This is a genomic window from Pseudomonas sp. NFACC39-1 (genome assembly GCF_900110355.1).
In the GTDB taxonomy this organism is placed as follows: domain Bacteria; phylum Pseudomonadota; class Gammaproteobacteria; order Pseudomonadales; family Pseudomonadaceae; genus Aquipseudomonas; species Aquipseudomonas tehranensis.
Window position 1 is genome coordinate 829,589 of record NZ_FODL01000001.1, and the last position, 19,747, is coordinate 849,335.

General features: G+C 55.2%; 14 protein-coding genes. 10 read left to right on the plus strand and 4 right to left on the minus strand.

The features are described 5' to 3' along the window. Window positions 1–646 precede the first annotated feature (646 nt). The 10 genes from BMY45_RS03695 (at window position 647) to BMY45_RS03740 (ending at window position 14,264) form a co-directional block, all read left to right on the plus strand. The gene (locus BMY45_RS03695; protein WP_092394665.1) at window positions 647–1,303 is read left to right on the plus strand and encodes a DedA family protein; all 657 of its coding nucleotides are present in this window, start codon (window positions 647–649) and stop codon (window positions 1,301–1,303) included. Window positions 1,304–1,309: 6 nt separating this feature from the next. Beyond that, window positions 1,310–2,122, plus strand: a complete 813-nt coding sequence (locus BMY45_RS03700) for a M90 family metallopeptidase (RefSeq protein ID WP_092394668.1) — start codon at window positions 1,310–1,312, stop codon at window positions 2,120–2,122. A 111-nt stretch (window positions 2,123–2,233) separates the two neighbouring features. Beyond that, the gene (ppa, locus tag BMY45_RS03705; protein ID WP_047229468.1) at window positions 2,234–2,761 is read left to right on the plus strand and encodes an inorganic diphosphatase; all 528 of its coding nucleotides are present in this window, start codon (window positions 2,234–2,236) and stop codon (window positions 2,759–2,761) included. A 195-nt stretch (window positions 2,762–2,956) separates the two neighbouring features. Beyond that, the gene (locus BMY45_RS03710; protein ID WP_092394671.1) at window positions 2,957–3,688 is read left to right on the plus strand and encodes a LexA family transcriptional regulator; all 732 of its coding nucleotides are present in this window, start codon (window positions 2,957–2,959) and stop codon (window positions 3,686–3,688) included. A gap of 752 nt (window positions 3,689–4,440) precedes the next feature. Next, window positions 4,441–6,594, plus strand: coding sequence for a sigma-70 family RNA polymerase sigma factor (locus BMY45_RS03715; protein ID WP_092394674.1), 2,154 nt, complete (start codon window positions 4,441–4,443; stop codon window positions 6,592–6,594). Between the two features lie 40 nt (window positions 6,595–6,634). Further along, window positions 6,635–8,134, plus strand: coding sequence for an ATP-binding protein (locus BMY45_RS03720; RefSeq protein ID WP_092394677.1), 1,500 nt, complete (start codon window positions 6,635–6,637; stop codon window positions 8,132–8,134). Further along, entirely contained in the window at window positions 8,131–11,040 is a 2,910-nt protein-coding gene (locus BMY45_RS03725; protein WP_092394680.1) for a Z1 domain-containing protein, read from the plus strand. Before BMY45_RS03720 ends, BMY45_RS03725 begins: the two co-directional genes overlap by 4 nt. Continuing rightward, on the plus strand, window positions 11,024–12,037 hold the full coding sequence (locus BMY45_RS03730) for a PD-(D/E)XK motif protein (protein ID WP_092394683.1): 1,014 nt from the start codon (window positions 11,024–11,026) through the stop codon (window positions 12,035–12,037). The genes BMY45_RS03725 and BMY45_RS03730 overlap by 17 nt, the downstream gene beginning before the upstream one ends. Next, window positions 12,034–13,806 (plus strand): AIPR family protein, encoded by a 1,773-nt coding sequence (locus BMY45_RS03735; RefSeq protein WP_092394686.1) that lies wholly within the window; start codon window positions 12,034–12,036, stop codon window positions 13,804–13,806. The genes BMY45_RS03730 and BMY45_RS03735 overlap by 4 nt, the downstream gene beginning before the upstream one ends. Then, window positions 13,803–14,264 carry a very short patch repair endonuclease gene (locus BMY45_RS03740; protein WP_092394689.1) on the plus strand — a complete coding sequence of 154 codons (462 nt, stop codon included), beginning with the start codon at window positions 13,803–13,805 and terminating at the stop codon, window positions 14,262–14,264. Before BMY45_RS03735 ends, BMY45_RS03740 begins: the two co-directional genes overlap by 4 nt. Here BMY45_RS03740 and BMY45_RS03745 read toward each other — a convergent pair. From BMY45_RS03745 to BMY45_RS03765, 4 genes are all read right to left on the minus strand, one after another. Continuing rightward, window positions 14,212–15,801, minus strand: coding sequence for a DNA cytosine methyltransferase (locus BMY45_RS03745; RefSeq protein WP_092394692.1), 1,590 nt, complete (start codon window positions 15,799–15,801; stop codon window positions 14,212–14,214). The two genes, BMY45_RS03740 and BMY45_RS03745, sit on opposite strands and share 53 nt — an antisense overlap. 720 nt (window positions 15,802–16,521) lie before the next feature. Then, window positions 16,522–16,881, minus strand: a complete 360-nt coding sequence (locus BMY45_RS03755) for a DUF6124 family protein (RefSeq protein ID WP_092394695.1) — start codon at window positions 16,879–16,881, stop codon at window positions 16,522–16,524. Window positions 16,882–17,432: 551 nt separating this feature from the next. After that, entirely contained in the window at window positions 17,433–18,707 is a 1,275-nt protein-coding gene (locus tag BMY45_RS03760) for a glycoside hydrolase family 68 protein (RefSeq protein WP_092394699.1), read from the minus strand. Between the two features lie 548 nt (window positions 18,708–19,255). Further along, on the minus strand, window positions 19,256–19,714 hold the full coding sequence (locus tag BMY45_RS03765) for a GNAT family N-acetyltransferase (protein WP_092394702.1): 459 nt from the start codon (window positions 19,712–19,714) through the stop codon (window positions 19,256–19,258). Window positions 19,715–19,747: the final 33 nt, after the last annotated feature.

The window sequence follows — 19,747 nt, forward strand, 5'->3', positions numbered from 1 at the left end:
GCTCCCTCGCCACATTAAGCCAGCGCACACCCATACCCCCCGGCACGACACCGCCCCTCCGCCACAAAAGCCAGAGCACACCCATCCACCTGACAAAACACCACCCCGTGGCGAGGGAGCTTGCTCCCGCTGGGCTGCGCAGCAGCCCCAAAACCTGAGCACGCGATACATCAGACCGCCCGAGCCGCCTACTTCAGGGCCGCTTCGCGCCCCAGCGGGAGCAAGCTCCCTCGCCACATTAAGCCAGCGCACACCCATCCCCCCCGGCACGACACCGACCCTCCACCACAAAAGCCAGAGCACACCAATCCACCTGACAAAACACCACCCCCGTGGCGAGGGAGCTTGCTCCCGCTGGGCTGCGCAGCAGCCCCAGAACCTGAGCACGCGGTGTATCAGATTGAGCGGGCCGGCTGATTCAGGGCCGCTTCGCGCCCCAGCGGGAGCAAGCTCCCTCGCCACAAAAGCCTTTACCCAGCCACAACACCACCGAAATCCCCCGCTACAAACTCACCACGCACACCACCCCCGACCTCGTATAATGCCGCTCTTCCCGGCTTGTAAGAAAAAGCTACATACCCTGTAGCCTTACTCGAAGCCCGACCCACAGGCCCACCCAGTCAGGCCGCGACCACAGGTGCTTTGCATGGATTTCAACCCCCTCGACCTCATTCTGCATCTCGATGTGTACCTCGACCTGCTGGTGACCAACTACGGGCCGTGGATCTACGCCATCCTGTTCCTGGTGATCTTCTGCGAAACCGGCCTGGTGGTGATGCCCTTCCTGCCGGGCGACTCCCTGCTGTTCATCGCCGGTGCAGTCGCGGCCGGCGGCGGCATGGACCCGGTGCTACTCGGCGGCCTGCTGATGCTGGCGGCGATCCTCGGCGACAGCACCAATTACCTCGTCGGCCGCACGGTGGGGGAACGACTGTTCAGTAACCCGAACTCGAAAATCTTCCGCCGCGACTACCTGCAACAAACCCACGACTTCTACGACAAGCACGGCGGCAAAACCGTAACCCTGGCGCGCTTCCTGCCGATCCTGCGCACCTTTGCGCCCTTCGTCGCGGGCGTTGCGAAAATGCCTTATCCGCGGTTCTTCGGCTTCAGCGTCTTCGGCACCGTCCTGTGGGTCGGCGGCCTGGTCAGCCTCGGTTTCTTCTTCGGCAACGTGCCGTTCATCAAACAGAACCTGTCGCTGCTGGTGGTGGGCATCATCCTGTTGTCGCTGGTGCCGATGATCATCGGCGTGATCCGCAGCCGCCTGGCCCGGGGCGACTCGAAAACCCAACCGCGCTGATCGCCCATGTGGTCCCTGAGCGCCTGGCGCCGGCAACGCATCCTCGCCAAACACCCCGTCGCCGAGGAAACCTGGCAGCGGGTGCGCCACCAGTTGAGCTTTCTCGACGGCCTCAGCGCCAGCGAAGACCAATGGCTGCGCCAAGCGTGCGTCTTGTTCCTGCATGACAAACACCTGAGCGCCCTGCCCGGCGTCGAACTGCACCAGGAACAACGCCTTCTGCTCGCCGCCCAGGCCCAATTGCCGCTGATGCACCTGGGCGAACTCAACTGGTACCAGGGCTTCCACGAAATCGTCCTCTACCCCGACGACTTCCTCAGCCCCCAGCGCTACCGCGACGCCAGTGGCATCGAGCACGAATGGGACGGCGAGCACAGCGGCGAAGCCTGGCCCCAGGGCCCGATCATCCTGGCCTGGGACGGCGTACTGGCCAGCGGTGGCTGGGACGGCTACAACCTGGTGATTCACGAACTGGCGCACAAACTCGACATGCTCAACGGCGACGCCAACGGCCTGCCGCCGCTGCACGCCGACATGCGCGTCAGCGACTGGGCCGAGGCCATGCAACAGGCCTTCGACGACCTCAACCGCCAACTGGACCAAAACCCGGACGCCGACACCGTCATCGATCCCTACGCAGCGGAAAACCCGGCGGAGTTCTTCGCCGTCACCAGCGAATACTTCTTCAGCGCCCCAGACCTGCTGCACCAGGCGTACCCACGGGTCTATGACCAGCTCAAAGCGTTCTACCGCCAGGACCCATTGGCCCGGCTGCGGCAACTTCAAGCCGAAGATCCGGTCTATCAGGCGTCATACTAAGGTCTCTAAGACCCTTGTAACGTGGCATCGACGGCCGAATATGCCTATAATCGCCGCCACTTTTTGGTCAATCCGACCAGTCATTTGGTCAACTAACGGGGGCACCGCCCAATGAGCTACAGCAAGATTCCGGCTGGCAAAGACCTGCCGAACGACATCTACGTCGCGATCGAAATCCCGGCCAACCACGCCCCGATCAAATACGAAATCGACAAAGACAGCGATTGCCTGTTCGTTGACCGTTTCATGGCCACCCCAATGTTCTACCCGGCCAACTACGGTTTCATCCCCAACACCCTGGCCGACGACGGCGACCCCCTCGACGTGCTGGTCGTGACCCCTTACCCAGTTGCCCCAGGCTCGGTCATCCGCGCCCGTCCAGTCGGCATCCTGAACATGACCGACGACGGCGGCGGCGATGCCAAAGTCATCGCCGTACCGCACGACAAACTGTCGCAGCTGTACGTCGACGTGAAGGAATACACCGACCTGCCAGCCCTGCTGATCCAGCAGATCGAACACTTCTTCGAGAACTACAAGGATCTCGAGAAGGGCAAGTGGGTCAAGATCGAAGGCTGGGCCGGTGCTGACGCCGCCCGCGAAGCGATCACCAAGTCGGTTGCCGCCTACAAAGGCTGAGACTGAAGTAAAGAAGAACCCCGGTTTGCACCGGGGTTTTTTTATGTCTTAATAATGATAAATACGAAGTTGTATTAATACCGTTTAAACCCGTTTAGCCCGCCCCTTTCAAATCCTGCAAACGGAAAGATCGTCTTATATATTTGCACGACATGTTTATTGCCGAAAACACAGTCGCCCCTAAACTTTCCGTTTATGAAAATACTTTCCAGTGGCGACCGCTTCCGAGCCCTTCTAAAAGAAGCGAATATCCGATCCGCCGACTTCGCGAAGTTATACGGCGTGAAATCCCAGCACATCAACAACTGGTTCAACCGTGGCATCCCGCCAGGACGCATCTACTCCATCGCCAGCCTGCTGACCGTCAGCCCGCAATGGCTCGCCACCGGCGAAGGCCCGCAGACCCCACTGGGCCTGGGCCCCGGCATCACCTATGAAGCCGCCGAAAACGATGGCGTCTACAGCGTGCAAGAAACCACGGACATCGAACTGCCCTTCTACAAGGAAGCCCCCATCGCCCCCGGCGAAACCAAAACCCACATCATCGAAATCCCCGACCAAACCATCCGCCTGCCCCGCAGCCACCTCGAAACCCTCGACATCAACCCCAACGACGCCATCTGCACCACCATGGTCGGCGACAGCATGGCCGAACGCATCGAAGACGGCTCCACCCTCGCCATCGACCGCGGCCTGACCCAAGTCGTCGACGGCCAAATCTACGCCCTCGAACACGACGGTATGCTCCGCATCAAATACCTGCACCGCATCCCCGGCAACCGACTGCGCCTGCGCAGCCACAACAACACCGCCTACCCGGACGAAGTCTTCAGCGTCGAACAGATTGAAGCGCAGAACATTAGAGTCATCGGCTGGGTCTTCTGGTGGTCAACCCTCAACAAACAGAGACCGCCAGTCTTCGACTAACCCACATCCATCGCAGCTCCCCCGTGGCGAGGGAGCTTGCTCCCGCTGGGCTCTGTAGGAGCTGGCGAAGCCTGCGATCTTTTGTTCTTTCACCCCTAACCCAATGATTCCACACCACTTACCACTTGGATTCCAAACAAAACCCGCGTACCCTCCGCCCCACATTTGCGAGCCCACACCTCGCACCGACAAGGCAGATCACTTTCTGACCAAGTCCCACAGCCGGCCGCAAGAGCCGGATGTACGTTTTGAAGGCTGGTGAGGTTTGTCAAAAACGAACTGAGTTAGTCAACGAGAAGCCGGCCATAAGCCGGCTTTTTAATGTCTGCAGGAAAGCCTTTTCATCTACAGCAAATTGAATAGTTGCATCAGCAGTGCTGACACTTTCTCCCTGTTGGGTGACAAATCAAATCGACTAATGGCCATTTGACCTTTACGAGATTATTACGAATGGATATTGTGCAAACAGTCTCCGCAGAATGCAGAAAAGCGAAAGCATAGGCACATGAAGCGTTGACCACAGCAGAGGAACACTGTGACGGATTCCCGTCTGTGCCGGGATGTCTTCACGTCTATCATGAGGGTAGGCATGACTCTCGTGTCACATAGGAATGGAATATGGACAAGAAGTCGCCCCCTATCCGAGGTATATGTAGCAAGTTCATTTCAGTGATCATTGCTTGGGGAGGCTTTTTCGTGATGGATTTACGTGAGTATGTAACACGGTGGTAACCCTGAATCCTTTGCTCCGAATGGCGACGATTGCGGGCGTCGAGGTTGCCGTCAAACTCCACATTACACGGGGCGACGACTTAAACGCGCGGGACAGCGGAGGTTTCACTCCTCTGATGCTCGCCTCTGCCCGACGAAAAAAAGGTGTCATACGTCTGCTTCTCGCCGCTGGAGCAAACCCACAATTACTCGACTCTGAAGGCAAGGGAGCCCTGGCCTATGCGGAGAAAGGCGGGTGTTCTGAATGCATTGCACTGCTACGCCAAGCACTAGACACGTTAAATCAAGAGAATCGAACCGAAGCACCTGAGGAAGCATCATCTCTACCGGATGAGTTGCCGCAGTCCAGTCCAATGGAACCGCCCTTTCTCAACACGGAAGGGGATTTCTCCGTTGAGCGTGTGTCAACCATCGCGGTCGAGGAACATTCAGACTTCGTTGATATCGACAACGAACCTCTTGATTTAGGATTTGAAAGCGACTGGGTAGCGGAGTCGGAAGCAATTGCCCCGAGTGGGGACGAGACCGTAGTTCAAGGAGTCGGTGAACTTCAAGACGTGATCGGTCGGCATAAAGCGATCGATACTGATATGGGATGGGACGATGTAGAGCTGTTCCTTCCAGAAAGGGCACTTCCGCTGCCGCGCGACGACGATGGGAACGGCATTCGTGACTTTTTATTCAGCGCCCTGCGGGAGGGGAAGGTATCTGAAGCCGCTCTTGTCGAAGTTTGTCGAAAGGATGACACCTCCCGCAACAAGGAGTTTGAGCGTCTGCTGACCTTCGTTTTAGGCGATCTAGGCGTGGTAATCCACGAGTGGGAAGATTTAGAAACCTATCAGCCACGCTACAGTGAGCCCACTGTTGAAGAGGAGCTAATACTGAATGAAGCCTTGGAGTTTACGAAAGACCTCGCCTCATTTCGTAACGACCCGCTAAGGCACTACGTTAAAGGGCTCAAGGCAGGCCTACTCCGGGCTGAAGAGGAAATTTCCTTGGGACGAGAGATTGAGGAGGCAAGAGCGCAAGCACTGGACGCTCTCTCTCGCTGGCCTGCCGGCCTTGCGGTCGTATTCGACGCCGCGGACAAGGTAGCTAGGGGAGAAGAAGAATATGAGAAATTTAGTTCCGGCCCCGACTTAGCTGGGGAAGGTGAATCGAATACCAGTGATATTTCGTACGATGACAGAGCCGAGAAGGAGGACGAACTCGATCCTGATGCGGCGGCTTTTGTGTCGGCCATATCTGAGGCGCGATCTGCGGGCAATGACTCAACCAAGATCTGTGCCGCTCTTTCAGCGGCCAGTCTCTTTAGAGGCTTCCTGCTCGACCTTTCGAGAAAGGCTGATGGTGATGTGACAGGGGCGGCCTTCTCCTCCGCGATTCGAAGCCAAGAAGCTGCACGCGAACGGATGATCCTTTCCAACCTCCGCTTAGTACTATCTATCGCGAAGAAATTTCAATGGTCGGACATTTCTTTTGAAGATCTCGTGCAGGAAGGAAATATCGGACTTATTAAGGCAGTCGAACGCTTCGACTGGCGTAGAGGCTTTAGATTTTCCACTTATGCAACGTGGTGGATTCGGCAGCAGATTTCGCGTGGAATTGCAGACAAGGGCCGAGCAATCCGTGTTCCAACGCACATGCACCAGTTGGCGTGGAAAACCCTGCGTGAACGGGACGAGTTTGAGGAAGAGATAGGACGTCCTGAAACCATACGCGAAACAGCACAACGAACGGGGATTGCTTTCGAAAAGCTCAAGCTCCTTTTTAGCTCCTGCGAGAAAATAAGCAGTTTGGATGAGCCCTTTGCCGACTCTAATGCCTCTCTGCTCGACACCCTGCCAGAGGATGAGCCGTCGGATCCGGCGATTGCAGCAGAAATCGCCTCCCTACGCACAATCTTGCTCGACATGATTGACGAACTCGATAAGCGCTCGGCGGAGGTTATAGTCCTCCGTTTTGGCTTAGGCCAAGAAGAGGCTATGACTTTAGAAGAGGTAGGGCTCCGATTCAACGTCACCCGTGAACGGATTCGACAAATAGAGGCGAAAGCGCTTACCAAGCTTTCCAACCCGTTCAGAAGGGAAAAACTTATTCTATACATGGGCGATCACTTCAAAATTAAACAGATCAACTCTCAAGTAATACAGCTTGAGGAGGCTGAATGTTAAGTGTTCGCCCCACCATCTTTTCCAAGGCTGCCTAATTCAAATGAGCGAACGTACCCGATATGCACCGCCTCGAGCTGGCGCAATGCTGGAAGCCCTACGTGGCCTTGGATACTCGACTGCAGCGGCTTTGGCGGACGTGATTGATAACGGGATTTCTGCCGGAGCATCGGTGATTCATGTGAAATTCGACTGGGATGGTGAGAAAAGCCGGATTTCCATCTTGGACAACGGTAGAGGCATGGACGACGCAGAGTTAGAGACGGCAATGACTCTTGGCGCCAAGAGCCCTCTCGATGAGCGTTCGCCTAGTGACCTCGGTCGTTTTGGAATGGGTTTAAAAACAGCATCCTTTTCCCAATGCCGCTGCCTCACTGTAGCGTCCAAACGAACTAGTGGTCCAGTTTCCTGTCTGCGCTGGGATCTCGATGCCATTGCCGAATCTCCAGATGACGGCTGGAGGATGTTTGAGGGCCCATCCCCTGGCTCCGAAGACTTCATTAAACCGGCCGATACGATCAGTTCTGGAACTCTTGTCCTTTGGGAACGGTTGGATCGAATAGTCACATCCGGATATGACCTTAACCACTTTTCTGACTTGGTAGATGATATTGAGTTGCGTCTGGCAATGGTTTTTCATCGACTGCTAGAAGGTCTGGGCCCTGTTTTTCGCTTATTCATCAACGACAAATTAGTAAGCCCGTGGGACCCCTTTATGACAGGCCACCCTGCGAAACCTTGGCATTCCCCAGTGGCGCAAATTCTCACACCGTCAGGGCTTATTGAAGCCCAATGTCATGTCCTGCCACACAAAGATCGGCTTTCCGAAGAAGAGTACCGTAAAACAGGAGGGCCAGAGGGGTGGACATCTCAGCAGGGCTTTTATGTATATAGGAACCGTCGCCTACTTCTCGCAGGCGGATGGCTCGGACTCGGACATGGGCGTGCGTGGAATAGAGAGGAGCCTCAACGGCTCGCGAGAATTAGGCTAGACATTCCAAATACCGCCGACTCCAGTTGGAAAATCGATGTTAAGAAGTCGACCGCCCGGCCCCCGGTAACCGTGCGCCCATGGCTCACAAAACTGGCTGAGGACACGAGAGAGAGGGCCAGGAGAGTCTTTGCTTTTCGTGGCACACCGATGCCAGGCCCGGGAGGTCTCAAAATTGAGCAACAAGCATGGCGTGTCGAGAGGCTCAAAGGCGGTGTGCGCTACCGCATCGACGAGGGGCATCCGGCGGTGGCTGCAGTAATCGAAGCAGTAGGCGACAGAGCTAATCTTGTGCGGGCGATGCTGCGAGTCGTCGAGGAAACAGTACCTGTCCAGCGGATATGGCTCGACACTGCCGAGAACAGGGAAACGCCACGAACCGGCTTTGAAGGTGAGCCCAATGCGGCTGTGATCGAGGTTGCAAGCGTACTGTTTAATGACTTAATTGAGCGTAAGGGCCTGAGCACCGAAGAGGCTCGCAAGTCAATGCTCCGGACTGAGCCATTTCAAAACTACCCAACGCTGGTTGCAAAATTAGGGGAGAGGCAATGACCTCAGCGGAAGAGACAGCAGCACAAACGGAGCTGCTAGAAAATGTTATAGCGACTGCACAGCGGCTGATAAAGGCCGAGAAGGATAAGTCCAAGATTACCCCAACCTACATCGCCGAGAGGGTGCAACTTGCGACCACAATGTTTGCTGGCGACTCTCCGCATACCGTAGATCAGGGCAAGGCAGTCGTCACGCTGATCCAGCGTTTCAGCCACTGGATCGGTAAATCGACCACTCTCAAAGACAACGCGGGTCACTTTGACTGGCTCACTGCTACTCGTAAACGCGATTGGCACTACTGGAGACGCTACCGGGATTTCTTGGAGTCCAAGCTTTCTGATACGGTCGTTGAAGGACTTGATGAGGCCACCGACGATATCCTCGGCCTGTTGGAGGATCCGCAACGGGGAGATGACTGGGACCGCCGAGGACTTGTTGTCGGACATGTGCAGTCTGGCAAAACCAGCAACTACTCCGGCTTGATCTGCAAGGCAGCAGATGCTGGCTATAAAATCATCATCGTGCTCGCTGGCATGCACAACAACCTACGTTCGCAGACCCAGATGCGGTTAGAGGAAAGCTTCTTGGGTTACGAGACGACCATCGACCGAGATCCTGGTATGCCGATCGGCGTGGCCGAGTTCGGCGAAGACCTGAAGACCAACTCTGCGACCACGCGCGCGGAAAACGGTGATTTCAGCAAAGCTATCGCCAAGCACTTCCACGGCATCTCTCCCGAAGAGCGGCCTTGGCTCTTCGTGGTTAAGAAGCAGAAGACCGTCCTAACTGCCCTTCTGGATTGGATTCAGAAGCGCGTGGCCGATAGCACCGATGCGGGCGACGGACGCAAACTCGTGACGAAGCTGCCCTTGCTAATGATCGACGACGAGGCGGACAACGCTTCCGTCGACACTGGTGAGCAGATGTTCAATGACGACGGCACGCCAGACGAGGAACATCAGCCCAAGACCATCAACAGCCTCATCCGCCAAGTGCTACACGCTTTCACGCGTAAGGCTTATGTCGGTTACACCGCTACACCCTTCGCCAACATCTTCATTCATCACAAGGGAGCGACGGCCAAAGAAGGACCAGATCTATTTCCCAAGTCCTTCATCATTAACTTAGCCGCTCCTTCCAACTATGTGGGCCCCGCCCGCATGTTTGGCAAGATGACTAAGGAGGGACGCAAGGGCGCACTCCCCCTCTCGCGGAACATCACGGATCATTACGATCCCGAGAAGGGCTCTGGATGGATGCCCCCCAAGCATAAGAAAATACACGTTCCGACCTACAACGGACAGGAGAGCATTCCGCCCTCATTGCACGAGGCAATATGCGCTTTTGTCTTGGCCTGCGCGGTCCGGGAGCTGCGCGGTCAGGAAGATCAGCATAGTTCTATGCTAGTCCACGTCACCCGTTATGTAGACGTGCAGAATCATGTACGCAAGCAGATCGAGGAGACCGTTCGCCGCATGCGCCAGAAGATCTCCCGGGGCATCGGTGCCAAGGAGCTATTGGATCAATTGCACAAGCTTTGGGCAGAAGATTTCCTCCCCATTCGCGACCGAGTCGCGGAACTCTCACCGGCCGAGGAATGCCCACCAACCATGCCGAGCTGGGAGGATGTCCTTGCCGTTTTGCCCGACACACTGAATGACATCGAGGTCCGTTCGATCAACGGAACGGCCAAGGACGCGCTCGACTATGCAACACCTGGTGCGGCACTCAAGGTGATCGCTGTCGGCGGGGATAAGCTTGCCCGGGGTTTGACACTGGAGGGACTCTGTGCAAGCTACTTCGTGCGCACGACGAAGATGTATGACACGCTCATGCAAATGGGTCGCTGGTTCGGCTATCGCCCTGGCTACCTCGACCTGTGTCGCCTCTACACGTCTCCCGATCTGGTGAAGTGGTTCGGCCACATCGCCGATGCATCGGAGGAGCTGCGGGAGGAGTTTGACTTCATGGCCGAAGCCAAGCTGACGCCGGAGCAATACGGGCTCAAAGTGATGTCGCACGAGGTGCTCACTGTCACATCTCCTTTGAAGATGCGTAACGCGCAGACACTATCACTGACTTATAGCGGCACCCGACCCCAGACCATTATTTTTCATCGTGACGCCAAGATCCAGCAGCAAAATCTTGATGCAACCGACACGCTGATCAGATCTCTCGGCGGTCCTTGGGAAGAGTCGCCAAAGCATGCTCGCGACGGCGATCCAGACTCTTGGCCAAGTGCACGCCTCTGGAAGGACGTGGGCGTGTCCAAGGTGCTCGCCTTCCTCGACGCGTATGTGACCCATCCGAACGCCACCAGCGCCAAGGCCCCCGTGCTGTCGGAATTTATAACCAAGATGGCCGATACCGGACAATTGACAAAGTGGAGCGTCGCATTGCTCGCAAGTGGTACCGGCGAGGGTGAAACGCACGTCTTCCCTGGAGGCGATCCATCAAATAAATATGCAATTCGCAAAACCGAGGATTCTGTCGATATCGAGAAGACCGATTCCAAGAAATTCGCCATCGGGGTGCTCACCGACCCGAAGGATGAAGGTATCGATCTCAGCGACGACGCTTGGCGCGAGGCATTGAACCTGACTCGCGCAGCATGGAAACCTGATCCGGCGCGCGATCGGAACTCGCCACCGAATTTCCCTAGTGGCAAAGGTATCCGCGAAACCCGTAAAAATCTCGGAGGGAACACCGACTGCGGATTACTGTTGCTCTACCCACTAACTCCCTACTTTTATAAGGATAGGACGCCTGAACGACTCATTGTCCCCGGATGGAACAAGCCCATCATGGCCTTCGCCATAGCGTTCCCCAGCAGCAACAACCCGATCAGCGTGGAATACGAAGTCAACCTCCTCTACTGGAAGCAAGAATATGGCCCGTCCGAGTGAAGAGTTCCTGCTGGCTTGGTCGTCATTGTCAGGTAATGATTCCATGACGGGGTGGCAGCTTATTTCCCTCCCTCCTGCTGGCTCAGTCGAAGTACAGGTGGGACGGCGCTCGCCGACGAACGCTGAGGCGATATTGTTCTGCTTTCCGACTGCCAAGCTGGCTCGCACCGAGAAATTACCCGAGGGGCAGGGCTTCTTGGTCGAGAAAGCAGATCCAACAAATGATGGGTTACTCAGGTTAGCGATTACTCGCCAAGCAGCTGGAAGCGCTGAGCTTTTCACCACAATGGTTTGCGATGTAGTCGGCGCTATAGACGATGTCGCCACCACCGGCGCTACCGAAACCAAACTGTTGCGGGTTTTGATTGGAAGAGTAGTCGCTTGGCAGCAGTTCATGTCGCGTGGTGCCAACGCTCTCAGTCCCGAGGCGGAGCTTGGCCTTGCGGGCGAACTCACCTTCATGACCACTCTCATGAACTCAGGCGTCTCGGCTGAGGAAGTGCTTAGGGGCTGGGTTGGCCCCTACGACGCTCCTCAGGACTTCCTGCTGGGGGACGGGGCGATTGAGGTCAAGGCGACGATGTCCTCGTCTGGCTTCCCGGTTAAAATTGGCTCCTTGGAGCAACTGGACGACTCCGTGGCCTCCCCTCTCTTTCTCGCGGCCGTGCGGTTTTCGCACGGAAGTGGCGGGTTCACCCTTCCCGAGATGGTTGCGGAAGTCGAGCAACGACTAGACGGGGAGCTAGGAGCAGTCAACTCTCTCAGGGAAAGACTAATGACATCCGGATACTTCGAAGGCCACTCGAGTCATTACACCCGAAGATTCGAATTAAAGGAGAGACGAATTTTCTCTGTAACCGAAGGTTTCCCACGACTGACTCCGGGAAACGTTCCCGCCGGAGTTATGCGAGCTCTCTATGAAATCAATCTGGACCACGCAGGAAACCTCCTCTGGGACCTCGACGCGGCTCTGAAACAACTAGGAGTAACCGGATGACGCTTGATGACTTTTTCGCCGAGACCAAGGGGGAAATAGCAGCCCAGATGAGTGATGGCCCCCCCTTTGCTGAACTCGTTTTCTCCGAAGTAGTGATGCAGCACCTAAATGACGCAGGAATGACTTTCGAGCCAGTTGTTTGCCACTTTCAGGGGAAGGTCGGAAACGCGAATCTGCGCTTGAGTGGCTACGCCATGTCTGAAGACGCTGACCAGCTTGATTTGTTTGTCAGTCTCTACGAAGGCTTTGAAAGCCTGAGCCCGATCCCTGACCAAGACGTCAAGACTGCGGCTGCCCAGTGTGTTCGCTTCTTGGAGCTCTGTGCAGCAGGACGCATCGCCGATAAGCTCGATCCGTCAAGTGACGTCCATTCCCTTGCGCTAACGATTCGGGAAATTTACGACGGGCTTGAACAGGTTCGAGTCTACGTACTCACGGACGGCATAGCCAAGTCGAAGAGTTTCAAAGCTCGAGACGTTGGCGGAAAGTACGTGAAGCTCGAAGTCATGGACATTGAGCGGCTATTTCGTCACCGCTCCGAGGGTAAACCTCGTGATGAGCTTGTCATCGATTTTAATGAAGTATCTGGCTCCCCACTCCCATGCGTTTTTGTTCCTGGTGAAACAGGAGACTATGACTATGCCCTCACCGCTATTCCGGGTGAGGCTCTTCGATTTATTTATGAAAAATTTGGTCCTCGCCTACTTGAAGCCAATGTCCGCTCATTCTTAAGTGTAAAGTCCAAGGGCGTAAATGCGGGACTTCAGAATACCCTCCGGAATGCCCCGGAAAGATTCATGGCTTACAACAACGGGATTGTATTAGTTGCTGATGAGATGCGACTTGATCGTACCGCAGATGGGTCGCCAGGCATCGTTTGGTTGCGAGGCATGCAAATCGTTAATGGTGGCCAAACTACCGCATCCATATTCTTCGCCAAAAAAAAATACGCAGATACGAATTTAAGCAAGGTTCGAGTCCCGGCCAAAATAATCGTTATGAAAGAGGAGGACCCTGCAAAAGAGGAAGCTCTTGTTTCCGACATCTCGCGTTATGCCAACAGTCAGAATGCTGTACGTCAGTCAGACTTATCGGCCAACAAACCATTCCATGTTGATATCGAGCGGCTGTCGCTTTCTGTCTATTGTCCCGACGGTATTGGTCGCTGGTTCTACGAGAGAGCTGCAGGCAGTTACAACACACTTCTTGCCCGTGACGGCGTGACCCCTGCCAAGCTCCGTGCGCTGAAGGAGTCCGTACCAACCTCTAGGAAGATAACCAAAACCGAATTAGCTAAGTACTCGATGGCGTGGGACGGCAAGGCCGACATTGTTAGTCTTGGCGCACAAAAGTGCTTTGATCGATTCATGTCTGGTATGACTGAAGTAGAGGCGCAGGGAAATGGTTTCGCTCCTGATGTTACCTATTTCAAAGCGATTGTCTCGAAAGCACTACTCTTCAAAGCAGTCCACAAGGCTGCACGCCCATTGGTACCTGCCTTTCTCGCGAACGTTGCTGCATACACTGTTGCATTGGTTTCTCAATCTTACGGTAAGTCCTTTAACCTTGAGCGAATCTGGAATAAACAAGGTATATCTCAACAACTTGTTGAGCAGATCGAAACCTGGGTCCGGGAGATAAACGATCGCCTTCACGAGACTGCAAACGGCAGAATGATCTCCGAATGGGCGAAGCGCCCGGAGTGTAGAGAGGCGATGTTCTCCCGGCCGTTTTCGGCTCCTTCACTCGATATTCCGGAGGCGCTTTGACTGATGTAGTCGACGCACTGGTCCGTAGCCGAATGATGTCGGGAATACGAGGCAAAAACACTAAACCAGAGATACTTGTTCGTCGAGTGCTTTTCAAGGCTGGCTTTCGCTTCAGATTGCATAGGAAAGATTTGCCCGGAGTTCCCGACATTGTCCTTCCCAAGTGGAAAGTCGCACTTTTTGTGCACGGCTGTTTCTGGCACATGCATCAAGGCTGCTCCAATGCAAAACTCCCTTCCACTCGCACTGAATTCTGGCAGAAAAAGCTTGAGGCTAATATCGAGAGGGATCGTAGGGCGCAGATAGCTCTAGCTGAGGCTGGCTGGCGAGTTGTCATTATCTGGGAGTGTCTAACCCGAGATACTCAAGCACTCGAAGCCTTACCCGATAGACTGTCCGCCTGGATTAGATGCCCTGCGATGCTTGGCGAATTTTCCCTGCCCGATAAGAATCGATGACCGATGAAACGATAGCTGCGATTTTCCGAGCAAGAAGCGGCGGCACAGCATTTCCGATTTGTGTGTACTGCTGTGTTCTGTTGCCCTCGAAGAAGTAATTATCAGGGAAGGTCTGCAGTCGTGCAGCTTCTCGAACAGTCAAACTCCGGCACTGACTTGGGTCGGGGTGTATGTAGTAATGACCATCTTTGGCTATGTGAGCGACAACAGTCGTCGATGGTCCATCTGCCATTTGAACCCTGAAACGGTCACTGAAGGGTACAGAAACGGAAGAAACATTCTCGTGAGCCGGTAGGAGTTGCTCAGGGAATTGATGTATTTTCGGAGAAACTCGATACAGCTTTGCAAAGCTCGCTGCAAAAATATACCTATGCAGGTCAGAACGCATATGGCTCCTGGCCTCATGCTGCAGGACTCCCTTTATTCTAGGGTCCAAGAACCACTCACGCTGCTTGGTACTCATTTTTGGAGATAAGAAGCTACAAGGAATGAACCGACTACCGTTAGAGCTCAAACGCCGCGCGTCTTTTGCTGCATCGTGCATGGTATCTATTAGATCGCCTCGGCCTGCTACATAAGGGCGCAAAAGGATAGAACTGGCCTCGTCTAGGGCCGCAAGCCAGTCTTCAAGGGAATCCCCTCCCCTCGAAATTTTACTACGTAGTGGAGGAAGCCCGGACAGCGCCTGCTCTACGGTAAAAGCCGTTTGGCTGGGCTCCAGCACCAGGTTTTTTGAACGCTCCAACAGAGCTGGACACGTTGAAGCGACATCCGAACGGACACCGAATAGGATGACTCTGTGTCTCGTCTGCGGAAGGCCAAAACGCTCGGCTTGGATGACAAAGTCGTGTGGCGCTAGTTTTTCCACATCATAGGGAACAACAAAGGAACGGATGCGGTACGACAGATCTCCGGCAGGGGTCGAAAGGTCTTCGAGAATCTGTTGAAAGATGTGAGAACCACCATGCTTCGAGGACAAGATCCCTTTTACGTTTTCCATAACAAAGATCGTTGGGCGAAACTCGCGAATAATCCGGAGGTACTCCTTGTAGAGGAAGTGCTTTTCGTCACTCTCAAACTCCTCTTGGCTCTCACGGGTCCGCCGGGCGCGACCAGCGACAGAGTATGCTTGGCACGGTGGACCGCCAATGAGAACCCACTCATTTGCGCCAGCCAGAGCTTCCCTGATCCAATGGTCGACGTCCTCAGGAGAATCCTTACCAAGCTCGGCGAGCTTTGCTTCTTGTGAAGCTTTCACAGCTTCCGCAGGAACGTCCGGGTGCGTGAATAGCTCCTCGCGAGTAATCTCACCCCTAATATATTGATAGTAAGCCTCAGGTACTTCGCCCTTTGGAAACGCGCGGAACAACGCCCGGAGTGAAAGGGTTGCGTGGGCAACCGGATCCTTTTCAATAGAAACACGGAGATTGAATTTGCGTGTTCCCTGTCCATGACCGCTGATGGAAGAGAATCCTTCCCCGAGTCCGCCTGGCCCCGCGAAGAGGTCGATGACCGGGATTGATTCCTTGAAATTCATTATTAGTCGATACGCCTAAGGCGAAAGTAAAAAAGCGCAATATTGCGCTCAAGAGGACGCAGCCCCCAAGAGACGCGCTTAATGAGCGGGAGATGGTACCGGTTCGCCAAGTAGCGGGCAAGAAATGAGGGAGCCGAGGCGGTCGCCGATATTTTGGCCATATTGGTCTATACCTGCTCTGTAGGAGTGCACCGGTTTTACATAAGAGTTTCCGAGAAACGACTACGACTCGCTCCCTACGGAACGCTGCTCGCTAGGACGTCCTCAACCGCGTGTTCATTACCTGCCTTCACCAGTTCCAAGTCGTATCCGGTCGTTTCCTGTAACCAAACGAGTGCCGAGACGCTCATATCTCCTTTAGCCATTGTGTTCGTACGCGCCGTCGTTGAACGTGATACGCCAGCTCGAATGGCCACGGCATCCTAGCTCAATGGGCCTCACCTCGAGCCCGTTTCAGCATTTCGGCCACATCAAACAGGGCGGTCATTTGTAGCTCTCGAGCATCAAACATCTATATTTTCCTGATTGCTGTGGCCCTAGGGACACAACACCATGTGTTTTTTTTGATTCGTGATTAGTGCAGCACCTTGTTGCACAAATTGAGCGAAGCCCCCTATAACGTCTCCAAGACTGACAGCCCTCGATGCCAATCTCTCGCCCACAAAAAAGGTCCTGCCATGCAAGACCTTTTTTCATACCTGATATAAGCGCGGCCCCTTGTTACCTCACCTCAACAATATCCAAAGCCCGATTCGCCAACAGCTCACTCACCTCAATCACCTGCAAAATCCCCATCGCAACACGCCGCCGCGATCCTTCCAGATCAAACGCCAAATCACTGATCATGGCATTGGCCGAAGCCAGGTTTTCACTGAGATTCGCAAGCAAACACTCTGAATCAACATCAGGTGCGATACGGAAGATGGTGTTGGGCTTGTCGGACGTTTCCTTCTCAGGCGTGGGCTTCAAGTAGAAATCCAAAGCCCGCGTGGCAGCGTCATCAAGTTTCTTGTTTCGAGCAGACTGAACACGAGACACGGTTTCGTCTGTAGTTGGGGGGTTGGGCGTAATTTTGACCATAGCCTTAGCTCTCTTTGGTTGAGGCCACGACCCACTCGCGACTAAACGATTGGGAGGCAGCTGTACGCAGGTTAGTCGACCGACGAGCTAAGGAATCGGCGCGCCCGAGGGCGCCCTGCGCACAGCCACCATCGAGTGCAGGAATGGGGATACCTGACTGATGGACGCTTGAGCAACTTAGCAACGACGGGCGACTAAACCCGATCACTGATGAGCAGTGACAGGATCCAAACTACCGACGCGACCCAAGACACACAAGCCGGCGGATTCTGGCGTAGTTGTAGGCAATGGCGCAAGGCGGTGTCGGGTGGGTGTTGGGGTTGTGTCGAGCTGCTGATTGGTCTGTAGGCTGCTGATCTATTTGGCGGATGAGCCGCTATCGCGAGCAGGCTCGCTCCCATAGAGGAACGTGTATGCATATGTCGCTGCTGGCGACATGACGACAGAACGTGTCGCCGAAATCGAAAAATGGCGACACGTCAGGCGTTTCAAAAATAGGGTTGGCGGGAGCGCGACTGGCTGCATCCTTGCAGCCAGTCGCGAAGAGGGTATTACTTAAGCGTGACGTCGAGCATCGGCGGGATGTAACCGTAGTCGTACTCAGCCACCACGAACGTCTGCTGCCCTTTTATTTTCATGCCCACCGTGGGTGCCTCAGTGCCGCCCACACGATTCTGCGTGCCGGTTTCGTCGGTCGGTACGCTGTCGATAAAGGAGGTCACCAGGCCGTTTGGCATCACATAGTGCGAGTAGGTCTGGAATGGCTGGGAGGACGGGTTGCCCAGCACCAGGCCGGAACCGTTGAGCGGCACGTAAGGGCCGAACAGCGAGTCCGCGACGAAACCGTACACGCCGTCCGGCCCGGTCACACCGTCGCCGTAGGTGAAGGTATGGCTGATCGTGAACAGGTAGTACTTGCCATCCTGGAACACGAAGTGCGGGCGTTCGGTCTGGTCGTTGACGCCCACGGCTGTCAGCAGTGGCGGCAACATTTCCCAGTCGTCACCGTCCGCGTCGCGGGCTACGGCGATGCCAACACAGGCGGTCTGGTAGCGGGAGTTGCCGACATCTTCATAACCCGGTGGCACATCGCCGATTTCTGCCTCTCCCACTTTGTGCGAGCCGCGCTCACCGGCCACGTTACCCTCGAACAGCATGTACAGCTTGCCATCGTTCGGGTCGCGGAATGGCCATGGGTCACGAAAACCCCAGAAAGCGTTTTGGGCTTCGGTCTGGTACATCTTGCCGTCGGCCTCGAACAGCGGCTTGACCTTCTCGAAGCCGACCATGCTGACACCGTGTTCAGTGGTCACGACCCGACCGCGCACCTTGACGATGGTCGCGCCTGGGGTGACGGCGGTGTAATACAGGTCCACTTCACCTCGGTCGTTCAACAGAATCGGCGTACCGGCCCATTCGCGGGCGGTCGGCGAAACGCCTTCGGCCATCACACGGCCACCGAATTCCCAGTTCTTGCCGGTGCGAGAAAACCAGTAGTACATCTTTGCCCGACCGTGACGATCGTTCCAATCGCGGAGGATGTCGTAGTTACCGTCCTCGTCGAGGTACTGCGGGTCGTTTGGATGACGATCGGCCGTCAGCGTGAAGATCACCGACCAGCCATCGACGGACGTCACGTTACCGTCCAAGTCGCGCAGGGGCATGGTGTCCCAGATAAACACGTCGTTGTTCAATACCGGGAAATCCGCGCTGACCAGCGGTTGAGTGGTGGTGGGATCGTCCGCCCGGACTTTCAACGCATCAGCGCGGGTCCAAAGGCTGGGTTGATTGGGGGTTACACCAAATTTTTCAGTGTTGGCTTTCATAAGTTACTGCCTCGTCCATGAATGGATTCATATAAACAATGCTTTAGAAATACTGTATGTGCATACAGTGAAACCACCTTAAAGAGGCTCACCTATGCAGGTCAAGCAAAAAAATGCATTTGTGCATATTTTGGTTTTTTCTTGGAGCTGATACGTTTCAGCCTTGAACGTTTGAAGAAGTTAGTTCCAGGGGAGATCGGCGACGTTGCCTGCACGCTCGGTGCTTTGAATCGCTGATGGGTGGAAGGCGCGCGTAACTGCGCAAATGGGAGGCAATGCATGGAGGGAGCGGATCGCCGTGATCTGCTCGCGAGGTGGTGAATCAGTGGGGCTGATGTTGACTGGTGTATCGCTATCGCGAGCAGGCTCGCTGCCACAGGGTTCGGTCGGTACGGGGTGTCATGTCGCTGAAATTCGATTTCGGCGACATGTCGCGCTCATATGTCGCTGTCAGCGACATGACACTCAGGCAGGTCGCTGGGATCTGGGAAAGCGGCCTGCAAGTCACTTCAGGAAAGGCCTTTTGGGGCGAGCGATAGGGATGCGATCTATAACTGCCGCGACATCAGCCATTGCTCTTTCCCCCACGCCTCAAACCGCTCCAGCACTTCCCAGCCAAGCCCGACGTAATAGTCGCTCTGGTTGTGGGTGTGCAAGTACAAGGTGGTGAGTCCCGCTTCTCTGGCATGCTTGCAGATGCCTTCGATCAGTTGCGCGGCAAGGCCTCTACGGCGGGCGGTTGGGGTGATGAAGACGCATGCCAGCCATGGGCCCAGTTCCGGGCGGTCGGGCAGGTCGTCGCTGGCGAGAGAGGCGCCGCCCAGCAGTTGGTTTTGCTCGGTGGCAATCAGGCATTTCCAGTGACCATTGCGTTGGCCCGCTGCAAATTCATGCTGCCAACTGGCGAGGGACTGCTGGGCGAATTCATAGCTGAATGTTTGATGAAGCCACTCGGCCATCTGGTCGCATTTGTCCATGTGGTTTTCCAGCCAATCCATTTGTGGCATTTGGAGCATTCCTTGTATTTGGTCAGCAGGCTG

Excerpts from the sequence above, each read along its gene's own strand:
- BMY45_RS03725 (WP_092394680.1), top strand. The coding sequence starts at position 8,131 with ATGACCTCAGCGGAAGAGACAGCAGCACAAACGGAGCTGCTAGAAAAT.
- BMY45_RS03720 (WP_092394677.1), top strand. The coding sequence starts at position 6,635 with ATGAGCGAACGTACCCGATATGCACCGCCTCGAGCTGGCGCAATGCTG.
- BMY45_RS03745 (WP_092394692.1), bottom strand. The coding sequence starts at position 15,801 with ATGAATTTCAAGGAATCAATCCCGGTCATCGACCTCTTCGCGGGGCCA.
- BMY45_RS03735 (WP_092394686.1), top strand. The coding sequence starts at position 12,034 with ATGACGCTTGATGACTTTTTCGCCGAGACCAAGGGGGAAATAGCAGCC.
- BMY45_RS03695 (WP_092394665.1), top strand. The coding sequence starts at position 647 with ATGGATTTCAACCCCCTCGACCTCATTCTGCATCTCGATGTGTACCTC.
- BMY45_RS03755 (WP_092394695.1), bottom strand. The coding sequence starts at position 16,881 with ATGGTCAAAATTACGCCCAACCCCCCAACTACAGACGAAACCGTGTCT.
- BMY45_RS03765 (WP_092394702.1), bottom strand. The coding sequence starts at position 19,714 with ATGCCACAAATGGATTGGCTGGAAAACCACATGGACAAATGCGACCAG.
- BMY45_RS03715 (WP_092394674.1), top strand. The coding sequence starts at position 4,441 with ATGGCGACGATTGCGGGCGTCGAGGTTGCCGTCAAACTCCACATTACA.
- BMY45_RS03730 (WP_092394683.1), top strand. The coding sequence starts at position 11,024 with ATGGCCCGTCCGAGTGAAGAGTTCCTGCTGGCTTGGTCGTCATTGTCA.
- BMY45_RS03710 (WP_092394671.1), top strand. The coding sequence starts at position 2,957 with ATGAAAATACTTTCCAGTGGCGACCGCTTCCGAGCCCTTCTAAAAGAA.
- BMY45_RS03700 (WP_092394668.1), top strand. The coding sequence starts at position 1,310 with ATGTGGTCCCTGAGCGCCTGGCGCCGGCAACGCATCCTCGCCAAACAC.
- BMY45_RS03760 (WP_092394699.1), bottom strand. The coding sequence starts at position 18,707 with ATGAAAGCCAACACTGAAAAATTTGGTGTAACCCCCAATCAACCCAGC.
- ppa (WP_047229468.1), top strand. The coding sequence starts at position 2,234 with ATGAGCTACAGCAAGATTCCGGCTGGCAAAGACCTGCCGAACGACATC.